Here is a 12,676-nt window from a genome sequence, read left to right as displayed (position 1 = left end):
TCAGGAACCACCCGTCGTATACATCGCCATCCTTCGTATTAAATATTTAGCCTAAATACGTATAATCATGCGATTTTTCACTCGAAACCAGTAGAGGTAAAAGTAGCAAGTTTGACATAGGGTGCCTTGCAATTGCTGAAATTCCTGCTAAAAAAGGATTATAAAAATAAAATTACTATTTGACTCACAATTACTTAAAAAAGTTCTTTTAGTGTGCCATTTAAAATTTACGACGAAAGTAGGATGAGACAACAAGAGTGTGGTGTGATAGTATGGTTTACTGGTTTGAGTGGTGCAGGTAAAACTACTATCTGTCAATTCGTGGAGAAGGAACTGCGGATACACGGATACAGAGTTGAAGTTCTAGACGGTGATGCGGTACGTCAAAACCTATGCAAAGGATTGGGTTTCAGTAAAGAGGATCGAGAGGAGAATATTCGGCGCATTGGCTTTGTAGCTCAACTTCTTGCCAGAAATAATGTCATTGTATTGGTTTCGGCAATTTCACCATACCGCGAAATTCGGGGAGAAGTGCGCAAAATGACTCCATTTTTCATTGAAGTTTACGTCAATGCATCATTGGCAGTTTGCGAACAGCGAGACGTAAAAGGGTTATATAAAAAAGCAAGAGCAGGAGAAATTAAGCACTTTACTGGTATTGACGATCCTTATGAAATACCACTCTGCCCTGAAGTCGAATGTAAAACTAACCAGGAAAGCGTTGCTCAAAGTGCAACTAAGGTCTTAGAAAAGCTAGACGAGTTGGGTTATATAGTTGCTAGAAGGAATAATTTATGAGTTAAATAAAGTTTTTAACTCATAACTTTGATTAAGATGCTAATAATTGCCGAATTAACCTGGCCACAGCTTTCTGCGTGAAGCGGTTGGCAATTTGTTGACCTAAACGTTGTACATCTGAATTTACCAATAACTGAGCAATTTGAGATGTCATTTGCACTGGGTCAAAGCCTCTTGTTTCTCGGAGAATACCTAATATACGTTTGATATGCTCCAAGGTTTGTTGTTGCTCAACTGTAGCTGCTGGAGTTTTATTAACTGCTGTCAATCCTACCCGTTCTCGTAACAAGGAGGTAAAGTTATGTAAAACATTTTTCCCGAAAGCATCGAGTCCGTTAACAGATTCATCTACTAACTTGTCACGAATAAAAGCACCACGTTCAGATGATAGAAATTCTATCCCCTGATTTAGCACTAAATTAAAGTCGTAGTCTTGACTATTACGCGCATTTTTTAACAAGTTTTCTAAGCGATTCCAGCGAAATCTGCCATCTTTAAATAGCAAATCTTGCAATGATGCTCTTAATTGCGGTGCTGGATCTGTTAACAGACGTTTAGAAACGTAGGGATAAGCTTCGCTGAGAACTTTAAAGTTTGGATCTATATATATTGCAATACCTTCAAGCGTCACCAGGGAGCGAATAATTAAGGCGTAGTAGGGCGGTACGCGGAAAGGATACTCATACATCAAGGCTGATAGTTCATCGGTGATGCTTTTAATGTTGAGTTCGGCAACACTGGCTCCTTGAGCATCAGCAAAAACTTTGGCAAAAGCTGGGATAATTGGTGTTAAATCGGTTTCTGGTGATAAGAAATCTAACTTCACATAGTCTTTTGCTAATCCTTCAAAGTCGCGGTTGACAACGTGGACGATCGCTTCTATCAAACCATAACGCTGTGGTGGCTTAATCTCGCTCATCATCCCAAAGTCGAGATAAGCTAATTTGCCATCGGTTGTCGCTAACAAATTACCAGGGTGGGGATCTGCATGGAAAAATCCATGTTCTAGCAGCTGGCGCAGGGAACACTGCACACCCACTTCAATGAGATAACGAGCATCTATCCCTTGGGCACTAATTTCTTCTGTCTGGGTTAATTTGGTACCGTTAATCCACTCCATCGTCAAGACGCGGCGATTGGTATATTCCCAGTAAATTTTCGGTACGTATACGTCTTTTATATGACCGTATAACTCGAAAAATCGCTCGGCATTTTCGCCTTCATGGATGTAATCCATCTCTTCAAAAATGCGATCGCCTAATTCATCAAGAATACCAACTAAGTCACTTCTTACCCGTTTGACTTTTTTCTGTACCCAAGCGGCGAGGTTACGCAAAATATACAAGTCAATGGTGATTCCCTCTCTTAAGTCGGGGCGTTGAACTTTAACAGCGACTTCTTCACCAGTTTTTAGCTTACCTTTATACACTTGCCCCAATGAAGCCGCAGCAATTGGCTGCGCCGAGAGTTCGGCGTAAACCTCTTCTGGAGGTGCGCCTAATTCTTCTTTAATAAACTGGTAAGCAATTTCGTTGGGAAAAGGTGGTAATTGGTCTTGTAATTTAGTTAATTCTTCTAGGTATACGGGAGGAACTAGATCCGGTCTGGTGGATAAAGCTTGTCCAATTTTGATGTAAGCAGGACCTAATTGGGTCAGCAATACTCGTAGCTGAGTGGCTCGGCGGCGGTCATTTTTGACGACAATTCCCCGTTTACTATCCGACCACAATCCAAACACAAAGGATAGAGTTGGCCGCAACACGGCAAAAATCCGCCGTAAAACTTGCACTTTCCTTTTTTGATAATGTGCCGCTATGCCCACGGGATCGTAAAGCGTCTCAGGTTGGGCTGCTATTCTCACCTTTTGGGCTGCTAATAGTCTTGGTGAGCGTACAACTAACGTCGATGTACCATCTTCTGGCACTACATCAATAACATTTAATTCGTCGCTTCGGCGATTTGTGCCGTTGCGACTGTCCTCCTGAATCGGTCGGGTACTAGGGGGAAGTGTCTTAACAATCATGAAGAAGGCCACCAGTCAGAACGATCGTATTAAGTATTGTAACAATATGTTTAGAAATTGGGAATTGGGAATGGGGCATTGGGCATGGGGAAAGGGAAAGGGGTAAGGGTAAAAGGGGAAAGATTAAATTTATTCCTTTTCCCTTTAACCTTTAACCTTTTCCCCTACTCCCCACTGTCTGCTACACTTAAACGGGCATACTAGTTCAATAGTATTAGGTATTGCTAGTTGCTCAAAGATGAGACTTATTATCCTGTAAATTAGAAGTATCCGGCATCTGCCCTCATGGAGAATTTGGCTTGATGTTGCTTTGCCTGCGAATTGAAAACTTTGCCCTAATTGACCAATTGGAATTAGAATTTGGCGCGGGACTAAATGTGTTAACAGGTGAAACCGGCGCTGGAAAATCGATTATCTTAGATGCCATTGATGCTGCTTTGGGCGGTAAAGTCTCTAGTAGAGTCATTCGCACGGGGACAAGTCGGGCGATGGTAGAAGCTACTTTCACCTCAAACGCTCCCCTAGCCGCTTGGTTGACCGAACAAGAAATAGATTTACTCGATGAAAATTCTGTAGTCATTAGCCGAGAAATCACAGCCACTACGAGTAATGTCCGCAGTCGATCGCGGGTGAATGGTGTGTTGGTAAATCGGCAGATCATGGCAGGAATGCGCGATCGCTTGGTGGAAATCACCGCCCAAGGTCAAACTGTACAAGTGGGACAATCTGCTCAAGTCCGCGATTGGTTGGATTTATATGGCGGCGACTCTCTAATGCAGCAACGTCATAAAGTCGGCACAAGCTTTAGTAGTTACCAACAGGCGCACTTAGCTCTAGAAAAACGCCGGACATCAGAACGGGAGCGATTGCAACAACTCGACTTGCTTACTTATCAAGTGCAGGAATTGGGAGCAGCCAATCTCAGCGAACCTAATGAATTGGAACAGTTGGGACAAGAACGGGAACGCCTGAATCATGTCGTCGATTTGCAACAAATGAGTTACAAGGTTTATCAGGCTTTGTATCAAAACGATCATGAAACTCCCGCCGCAGGTGATTTATTGGGAGACAGTGAGGCGATCTTAAATGACATGGTAGAATACGATACCCAACTACAACCCCTATTAGAATTAGTGAGGGACGCGCAAGCTGCGGTAATGGAAGTGGGAAGGCAGATTAATGCTTATGGGGATGGATTGGAAGCAGATCCGCACCGATTGGAAGAGGTGGAAGAACGGATTCAGGAATTAAAGCAAATTTGTCGGAAGTATGGACCGACACTTACAGAAGCGATCGCTTACTACCAAAGTATCCAAGCAGAATTAGCCCAACTTAACGATAGCGAACAATCTATCGAAAAGTTAGAACAACAAGAAAAGACGTGTTTTGAGAAACTTACCCAAGCAAGTAATCAGTTAACTCAATTGCGGAGTCAGGCGGCTGCTAATTTAGAATCGCGTTTGATAGCTGAACTCAAGCCCCTAGCGATGGAAAAGGTGAAATTTCTGGTTGAAATATTACCAGCTTTCCCAACTGCGATGGGAGCAGACAAAATTACCTTTATGTTTAGTTCTAATCCCGGAGAACCACTGCAACCTTTAACAGAAGTTGCCTCTGGTGGCGAAATGAGCCGCTTTTTACTAGCGCTGAAAGCTTGTTTTTCTCAGGTTGATGTAGCCGGGACATTGGTATTTGATGAAATTGATGTTGGGGTTTCGGGAAGAGTCGCCCAAGCGATCGCGGAAAAATTATACCAGCTAAGTCAACGCAATCAGGTCTTATGTGTTACCCATCAACCTTTAGTTGCGGCAATGGCCGATCGGCATTTTCGTGTAGATAAGCAAACTATCAATCAAGGCAAAGGTAAAAAAGCTAACAATGATAATGCCGAACAGCGTACCGTTGTCAGAGTTACTACTTTGGATAATTTAAACACCCGCCGGGAAGAATTAGCGCAGTTAGCTGGTGGTAAATCTGCAACTGATGCGATCGCTTTTGCAGAATCTCTATTATTACAAGCTGCTAACCACCGTCGCGCGAAGCATACTTGACCAAATAATTACGAATTACGAATTACGAACTTGCACTGAGCGTAGCCGAAGTATTACGAATTACGAATTATAAATTTAGGCTGCCAATTCTGAAAGCCGTAAACCAGCAATATTCTCGCAGGAAAAAGTCTCTTTGCCCATACATCGCCGACAAATTAGCTCTATAATTTGCCCTGCCCAATTGCGGAAAAACCATTGGCACAAGGAATCATCTTCTTGAGGAGTTAGAGACAGAGGAATAAAACCTTTCTTCTGCCATACTTCTGCTGCTGTATAGATATCATCAACAAGAATAGCAACGTGATGGACAGTATTAAAACCTTGCTGTTGGAATAAGCTGGCAATCTGTTCATCTGGTGCGTTAGGCGCAAGCAGTACCAAAATCATGCCTGACGGCATTAAGGCTGAGAGAAAGTACATACTAGCATCTTCAGGCAATAGATTTTGCTCAGGACAAAAATCATCAGGCCATTTTCCTGGCCCTTCAGTAATTTTGGCATCATAGTTAATCAGAGCTTTAGCATAGTCTGTAAGAGCTTCTGAATCAGGAAACAACAGTACATAGTGATCTACGATAACTCGTTCACCAAAGAGATGTATGCAAAAAGATGAATCTAGAAATTCTGGAGTCTTGCACCCATCTTTATACAATAGCAATCCATCATTTTCTACAAAAGGCGACTCCTGATTCATTGAAGTTTTGGCTAAGTTAAAACCTTTTCTAGGATCTAATGGAAGGTTATTGTTCATAATACTCACCTATCAAAACAATCTATAGTATTTATTCAAAATTAAAGCTGAGAAACAGGGTTTATATCTACTATTATACTCAAATACTTTGAGCTAATCTCAAACACCCGTAAGGTAATTATAGTAACTAATAATACTAACTGTCTCTAAACTTGCGCCGAATAATTCTTAACTTATCTCTTCCTTTTATTCCCGATGAAAGCTACGTAAGCTTGCCTCTTTGTATTCTTCTGAGCGAGACACTACACCTAGCAAGCAAGGAATAGCATTGTTGCCCTCCCACTCTAGGTAATTTTTCAAGTATACGAGCAATCTGTTCTTTGCAATTTTCAAATACAGCATTACAGCCTTTTTACTCATGAAGCCCATTTGTCAAGTCCGATCTATACAAATTTAAATGAGTTTATCCTGCAAATTGCAAGAGAAAAAGTATCTAAAGATTTGACATAAGCATCTAAAGATTTTTCATTGTATAGATCGGTGAGGTTTTATATATTTTTTAGATAAATAGCATTAACTACAAGTTTTTTTTAAAGTTATTAAATTTCATAAAAACACTCTGTAATTTAGTTTAAAAAGCTCAAGATTAGCAATTAAAAAAATAATAAAAAAGCTATATATGAAGCTTAATTGTGCTTTTTGATATTTATTAATGAAGCAAAATTTATGTCCTAATAGGAGAATTAACTCTAATGGCATCTGATTCAAATTCTGTTTTTGGTAATCCCGTTAATAGTGGTGGTCAGGCTAGCAACCCCAGCGATCCTTTCGCATCTGGAGGCGCTTTTGGCATCCCAACGGCTGACAGCTTCGATTTTGACAAGTATGGAATTCCCAAAGAAGGCAGTTTCGATCCTGCTAAATATGGCATCCCAACGGCTGACAGCTTTGATTTTGATAAGTATGGAATTCCCAAAGAAGGCAGCTTCGATCCTGCTAAGTATGGCATTCCAACGGCTGACAGCTTCGATCCTGCTAAGTATGGTATTCCAAAAGAAGGCAGCTTTAGTTTAGGTAGCTCTGGCATCCCAACGGCTGATAGCTTCGACCCTTCTAAGTATGGTATCCCAACGGCTGATAGCTTCGACCCTTCTAAGTATGGTATTCCAACCAGAGGCAGTATACCAAATATTGGTAGTAGCCCAACTGCTTAGTGTGGCAATTGGTAAATTTAAGTTAGACATAATCCTAAAACTTTGGGTTTGTCTACCTCTTAATTAAGCGATATGCAACTTCCATTAAACAAAAATCCCACCCTAGCAAGAGATAACAATTACAATTTTGTAGCTTTTGCGTAGGTGGGGTTTTTATTATCTATGGAAGACTTAGTAGTGGATATAACTCCATCATCTAATACTGCCATTTTAAATTTATTTATACTCTTGCAAAGCTCCTAACTTGCGAATTCCCGGCCAAATCATTGCCGTAGCAATAACCACTACAATTGTGCCAATTCCACCACCCACAACGGAAATCACCGGGCCAAATAAAGCAGCAGTCAAGCCTGATTCAAAGCCTCCTAATTCATTCGAGGCACTGATAAACACGCTATTAATAGCAGCAACTCGACCACGCAAATGATCCGGTGTTCTGATTTGAACTAATGTATGGCGGATCACAACGCTAATACTATCTAGTGCGCCACCAAGGATCAGCATCAACATAGACAGCCAAAAGGAACGAGAAAGTCCAAAGATAATTGTGACAACCCCAAAGCCAACCACTGACCATAATAAGGCTGGGCCTGCTTTGCGTAGTGGTGGTAAATATGCCAGGGCGATAGCCATAGTCAAAGCACCGATGGAATGGGCTGCTTGTAGGTATCCTAATTCCACTGGTCCCACATGTAAAATATCTTTGGCAAAGATGGGTAGCAAGGCGATCGCACCACCCAACAATACAGCAAACATATCCAATGTAATCGCTGCCAAAATCAACTGATTCTGCCAAACAAATTTAGCACCGGCTGCAAGTGCTTTAAATGAAATTGGCTCAGTTGCGCGGATGACTTTTTGCTGTTCGATCGCCAGCGTTAAAATAAAACACGCTAACGCGGCGATCGCAGCTACTACATAAACTCCTGTAGCGCTTCCAAACAACGCAATCCCAAATCCCCCCAAAGCTGGGCCAATAACAGCAGCCAATTGAAAGCTACTACTATTCCAGGTGGCTGCATTGGTAAAAGCACTGACAGGTATTAATTGCCACATCAGAGCATCACTGGCAGGTTTAAGGAATGCCCTAGCGACACCTGTTAATACTAAGCAGGCGTAAATTAGAAAAATTGCACCCTGAGTATAAGAAAGTACCCCTAAAGCTAGGGAGCAGAGGGCTAGCAACATTACCGAGAGTAACATGGTCACTTTGCGATCGCGGCGATCGGCTACATCTCCGGCAATTAAGGTGAGAATAATCATCGGTAGGACTTGCGCCAGTCCTACACCACCTAAAGCGATCGCTGAGTTAGTCCGCTCATAGAGTTCCCAGCCAATCGCTACAGTTTGCATTTGCGACCCCACGAACAGTACTAGCCGTCCGATGGTAAATAGCCGATAGTCTCGAAACTTAAAGGCTGCAAAGGGATCGTGTTGTGCAACCTCAAAGTTATGGGGCTTTGAGTTCTGTTTTCTCGAAGACATTTTTTAGTAGAGTTAAGCCTTCTTCAATGTTGGAAATTTGGTCTTCTGAAAGACCCTTCAGCAAGTCAGTAATATGAGCGCGAGTTTGATCTTGGGATTGCTTGAGATGATGTTTTCCATCTTCAGTTAAATTGAGCAGCACCCGCCGCCGCTCTTGAGGATGAGCAATCCGTTTCACAAAATCGCGTTGTACCAAGCGTTCTATGGTTGCTGATGCCGTGGCAGAGGTGACACCTAAATGCTCTGCTAAGTCAGATAATGAAGCACCAGGATTACGGTTGATAAATGCTAGCGATCGCAATTGAGGTATAGATAAAAAAGCGGCACTATGGGCACGCATATCCGCTCGGATAAACCGCATCACTAATGGAACTGTTTCCATTACTCTAGCGGCACATTCTTCGGAAGTTGCACCTTGATTAGGTTTATCCAAGGTCATGGGCTTGTTGTTCTCCTAGTTACATAGCCACCCGTGGATAAAGTTTTCCACCAAGAATGGCCAAAATTATTAATGTGAATAAGAGAATTGTACAATCCAGACCAAAGCCATAGATGCTAGTGCCATTCAACAGCATGGTGCTACGTAACCCGTCAACCAGATAGGTCAACGGATTTAAATGGGAAATGAACTTTAACCAACTGGGCATCAAAGAAATCGGATAGATGGCATTACTCGCAAAAAATAACGGCATGGTTAACAATTGTCCAATACCCGTCATCCTTTCTCGACTTTTCACCAAACAGCCAATAATTAATGAAAAAATACAAAATGTTCCCGCCCCCATTATGACTAGCAGCAGTACTTGGAGAATAGCTAGGGGATGAAGATTTAGTTTGACACCTAATAAAAATGACAATCCGTAAATGAATATTACCTGAGATAAGCACCGTACCCCACATGCTAAACCTTTGCCCAATACCATTGCCACACGAGGTGTAGGACTAGCTAAAAATTTATGTACAATCCCTAAATCTCGCTCCCAGATTAGGGTCATCCCACCGCTAAAAATTGCCACAAACAAAATACTTTGAGCCAAAATACCAGCAGAAATGAAGTCCAAATAGGGTAGGTTCCCTGTAGGAATCGCGCGAGTCCGGGCGAAAACTTGTCCAAAGATTAACAGCCATAAGGCTGGTTGCACAGCTCGAACTACTAAATCAGTGGGATCGTGGCGGAGTTTACGGATTTCCAATTCAGCGATCGCCAGGGTTTTCGTAACTAGCTCTTTAATTGCAGAGATCGAATTTCCTCGGACAGTGGGTGGTGATTTAACCCAACCGTTGAGCAGTACGTCTGGTTCTTGCTGTGTCACGGTAGTTCACTCCTGATGTTAACTGGTCGCCTGTATAGTGAATAAAGACATCATCCAAAGTTGCATTTGGGTTATCTAAAGAAGCTTTTAAGTCACTCGGTGAACCTGTGGTAACAACTTCACCTTGCTGCATAATCGCCACTCGGTTACATAAGCTGTCCGCTTCTTCTAAAAAGTGGGTTGTTAAAAATATGGTTGTGCCGTAATCAGCACAGAGTTGTAGTACAAGCTGCCATACTTGAGTTCGAGCGATGGGATCTAGTCCGACAGTCGGCTCATCAAGAAACAAAATTTGGGGTTGATGTAGAACTGATATGCCAATTTCCAGCTTGCGGATCATCCCACCAGAGTAGTTTCGTACCAAGCGCTTTGCTGCATCTTGCAAACCCATGTATTCTAGAATTTCATAGATGCGGCGATCGCGTCCTTTGGTAGGTATTCCATACAGCTTGGCAAAAATTAAGAGATTTTCGTAACCAGTGAGGCTACCATCAGCAGACAGCGCTTGAGGTACATAGCCGATAGCCCGTCTCACAGGATTAGATTGACGAGCCACGTCATAGCCAGCTAAGGTTGCTTTCCCTGCACTGATAGGCAGCAAGGTTGTCAACATTTTAATAACTGTACTTTTCCCTGCGCCATTGGGGCCAAGCAGCCCAAACACTTCGCCATGTTCTACAGATATGCTCAGGTTGTTAACTGCCGTGAATTTCCCAAAACGGCGTGTGAGTCCCTGAGTTTCCAAAATCAACGGTTTTGGTTCTTCTTGAGGTTGCGATCGATTTATTTTGTTTGTCAGTATTGTCACAAGTTTGATGCACTTCTATTAATTAGTAAATCTAACTATTAGCTTCTCAATAGATTTACCAGAAGTCAATAGACGAATGGCATAAATTTGAATCAGAGTAAAAAGACACTCAGTAGAGTGGCGGTGAGGTTATCGATGGGTGAAGTATTACTGAGTGCGATCGCAGCCTACCCATCATTTACAAGTTTTTTATATCTTTTTCAAAATCCTCGGCCCCGTAATGCGCTGAAATTTGACGACTTGCGGGTAGATGCTGAAATCCTATGCGATTCATTCTTGCAAATCGGCTAGCTTGAGCAGAAGTTAACTTTTCTTTTTGAAAAAGCATCACTGCAATTTCCTGCTTCATTCATTATCCTGAGTTCTTCTGTTGCCAGAGCTGTTTTTTCTACCATAAATTCTTGGTTAGTGATTTTTACTTCAGCAAAAGGGTATCCGTGGTAATACCGTGGCAAGTTTATTGATCGGGTAATTACAAAGGTGTTGAGAGGAAGTATGACATCATCCCATTTGAAATAAATAATTATGGCATCCAAGAAATACTACGCTGTTTTTAAAGGTCGAAAGACAGGTATATTCACAAGCTGGGAGGAATGTGAAGAACATATCACAGGTTTTAGTGGTGCGTTGTACAAATCTTTTAAGACTAGGGAAGAAGCAGAAGGAGCGTTGGAGCTTGCAGAACAGAGTTTTATTATTAAAACTGAGCATAAAGAAGTAAAGCAGCAGGAAACAAAAACAAAGATTTTTCCGGCAAAAGAGTTAATTCTAGACAGCGTTTGTGTTGACGCTTCATGTTTAGGTAATCCGGGGTACGTTGAATATAGAGGTATTTATACAGGAACACGGAAAATGATTTTCCATAAAAGTCCAATGCCAAACGGAACGAATAATCTTGGGGAGTTTTTGGCTATTGTTCATGCTCTTGCATACCTCAATAAACAAAGTATGAATATACCTATTTATTCTGATTCAGAGACAGCTATTATTTGGGTAACAAATAAGAAACCCAAAACCAAATTAACCCGAAGTATGCACAATGAAGAAATATTTAATTTAGTAGATAGAGCATTGACGTGGTTGGAAAATAATGAGTATACCAATCCTATCCTCAAATGGAATACTGTCTATTGGGGCGAGATTCCAGCAGATTTTGGTCGTAAATAAGCTTGGTCTAGCAGTGAGGCAAAAACATGAAATTATAATACATAAACTATAAAACGATCGCATTAAATCACTCTTGAAAATATGGAAGGCTCTAGTTTAGCCAATCTAATCCCAAATGCAGAAAATGCAGTCGTTGATATTCGTAAACTGCGTGACTAATGCGTATTCTTCATATCCGTCACGCTGCACAGCAGACCCTTGGTGAATCACTGGATGACTCTGAGACGATCTAAAGACTAGTAACCGCACGGAGGTACGTTTGAGCATATTAGACATATACTAGCAAAGCGATCGCATAACTGAAATGTTTGCATAATAATATGCCTAATAATTTTATACACCGGATGGTTATTAGATTCCAGCGTAATGGTTATACCAATTTTCTATGAATACGAATTATATAAAATCTCTGGTTATCTTCAACATTTTATTTCCACCAGGCTGTAGCTCGTATTCAACCTTTTCAATATCTATTTTGTAACCCTTTGAAGCGTAATATTTGACGATTTCATCTAAATGTTGTGAATGTTTCCACATTAAAGTTATGAGGGGGAATATTCGGACTTCTTTAGCAATACGCAACATCTCACCTACAGAATATAGGTGAAACTCATAATCGAGATGGTCTGAATATAAAAATAATAAATGCGAACAAAGAGCTATATCAAACTCTTGATTATCATAAGCTAATTTCGGCAATTCACCGACTGCATACCTGTTGCTATTTTTGCCAATTTCATAATCAGACAGAAATTCTTGAATAACTTTCACTCTATTATGTCGCAAATCATCCGGTGATTTATGATAGCTCCATACCCAATTATTTGATGTAGCCTTAACTTGATTAATAATATCATCTACTACTTCATTAAATCTTTGCAAGATTTCATTACTGGAGAATTGGTACAGTGGATCGACAGAAACTACACTTTTACCCTGACCTGTCATTTCTGCATTAAAGCTTGCTGGCCCATCCCCAACCCCAATGATTCTTTTATTTAAATCTACATTTGTTAAATTGAATATTTTTATATATTCATCCATTGACCTCCCAAAAGGAACTACTTTATCTAGAACCATTGCCATATAATTTTCCTCGCAAAGGACTGATTAAACAAGATAATAGT

At 41.2% G+C, this 12,676-nt stretch carries 12 protein-coding genes; 4 read left to right on the top strand and 8 right to left on the bottom strand.

Annotated features, from left to right (window positions below):
- Positions 1-225: 225 nt before the first annotated feature.
- The gene (gene cysC / locus NSTC731_RS10980) at positions 226-798 is read left to right on the top strand and encodes an adenylyl-sulfate kinase (protein ID WP_445632064.1); all 573 of its coding nucleotides are present in this window, start codon (positions 226-228) and stop codon (positions 796-798) included.
- 31 nt (positions 799-829) lie between these two features.
- Here cysC and NSTC731_RS10975 read toward each other — a convergent pair whose 3' ends face one another.
- Positions 830-2,821 (bottom strand): ABC1 kinase family protein, encoded by a 1,992-nt coding sequence (locus tag NSTC731_RS10975; RefSeq protein WP_445630823.1) that lies wholly within the window; start codon positions 2,819-2,821, stop codon positions 830-832.
- A gap of 302 nt (positions 2,822-3,123) precedes the next feature.
- Between NSTC731_RS10975 and recN the strand changes: the two genes are divergently transcribed.
- Positions 3,124-4,872: a DNA repair protein RecN gene (gene recN, locus NSTC731_RS10970; RefSeq protein WP_445630822.1), complete on the top strand. Its 1,749-nt coding sequence runs from the start codon at positions 3,124-3,126 to the stop codon at positions 4,870-4,872.
- A 75-nt stretch (positions 4,873-4,947) separates the two neighbouring features.
- On the opposite strand, the gene NSTC731_RS10965 is transcribed toward recN, so the two are convergent.
- Positions 4,948-5,622, bottom strand: a complete 675-nt coding sequence (locus NSTC731_RS10965; protein ID WP_445630821.1) for a VOC family protein — start codon at positions 5,620-5,622, stop codon at positions 4,948-4,950.
- Positions 5,623-6,314: 692 nt separating this feature from the next.
- Here NSTC731_RS10965 and NSTC731_RS10960 point away from each other — a divergent pair.
- Positions 6,315-6,776 carry a hypothetical protein gene (locus NSTC731_RS10960; RefSeq protein WP_445630820.1) on the top strand — a complete coding sequence of 154 codons (462 nt, stop codon included), beginning with the start codon at positions 6,315-6,317 and terminating at the stop codon, positions 6,774-6,776.
- Between the two features lie 216 nt (positions 6,777-6,992).
- Here the strand turns inward: NSTC731_RS10960 and NSTC731_RS10955 are convergent, their stop codons facing one another.
- The 5 genes from NSTC731_RS10955 to NSTC731_RS10935 form a co-directional block, all read right to left on the bottom strand.
- Positions 6,993-8,261, bottom strand: coding sequence for an MFS transporter (locus NSTC731_RS10955; protein WP_445630819.1), 1,269 nt, complete (start codon positions 8,259-8,261; stop codon positions 6,993-6,995).
- Positions 8,227-8,700 carry a MarR family winged helix-turn-helix transcriptional regulator gene (locus NSTC731_RS10950; RefSeq protein WP_012410989.1) on the bottom strand — a complete coding sequence of 158 codons (474 nt, stop codon included), beginning with the start codon at positions 8,698-8,700 and terminating at the stop codon, positions 8,227-8,229. The genes NSTC731_RS10955 and NSTC731_RS10950 overlap by 35 nt, the downstream gene beginning before the upstream one ends.
- 19 nt (positions 8,701-8,719) lie before the next feature.
- Complete coding sequence (locus tag NSTC731_RS10945; RefSeq protein WP_445630818.1) at positions 8,720-9,574, bottom strand: ABC transporter permease; 855 nt, start codon at positions 9,572-9,574, stop codon at positions 8,720-8,722.
- Complete coding sequence (locus NSTC731_RS10940; protein ID WP_445630817.1) at positions 9,531-10,382, bottom strand: ABC transporter ATP-binding protein; 852 nt, start codon at positions 10,380-10,382, stop codon at positions 9,531-9,533. Before NSTC731_RS10940 ends, NSTC731_RS10945 begins: the two co-directional genes overlap by 44 nt.
- 178 nt (positions 10,383-10,560) lie before the next feature.
- Positions 10,561-10,710 carry a UPF0175 family protein gene (locus tag NSTC731_RS10935; RefSeq protein WP_445632063.1) on the bottom strand — a complete coding sequence of 50 codons (150 nt, stop codon included), beginning with the start codon at positions 10,708-10,710 and terminating at the stop codon, positions 10,561-10,563.
- A gap of 197 nt (positions 10,711-10,907) precedes the next feature.
- Between NSTC731_RS10935 and NSTC731_RS10930 the strand changes: the two genes are divergently transcribed.
- Positions 10,908-11,549, top strand: coding sequence for a ribonuclease H1 domain-containing protein (locus tag NSTC731_RS10930; RefSeq protein WP_445630816.1), 642 nt, complete (start codon positions 10,908-10,910; stop codon positions 11,547-11,549).
- A 396-nt stretch (positions 11,550-11,945) separates the two neighbouring features.
- Here NSTC731_RS10930 and NSTC731_RS10925 read toward each other — a convergent pair whose 3' ends face one another.
- Complete coding sequence (locus NSTC731_RS10925; protein ID WP_445630815.1) at positions 11,946-12,635, bottom strand: SAM-dependent methyltransferase; 690 nt, start codon at positions 12,633-12,635, stop codon at positions 11,946-11,948.
- Positions 12,636-12,676: the final 41 nt, after the last annotated feature.

The organism is Nostoc sp. DSM 114167, from assembly GCF_052692655.1.
This window is presented reverse-complemented; position numbering and strand designations above follow the sequence as displayed.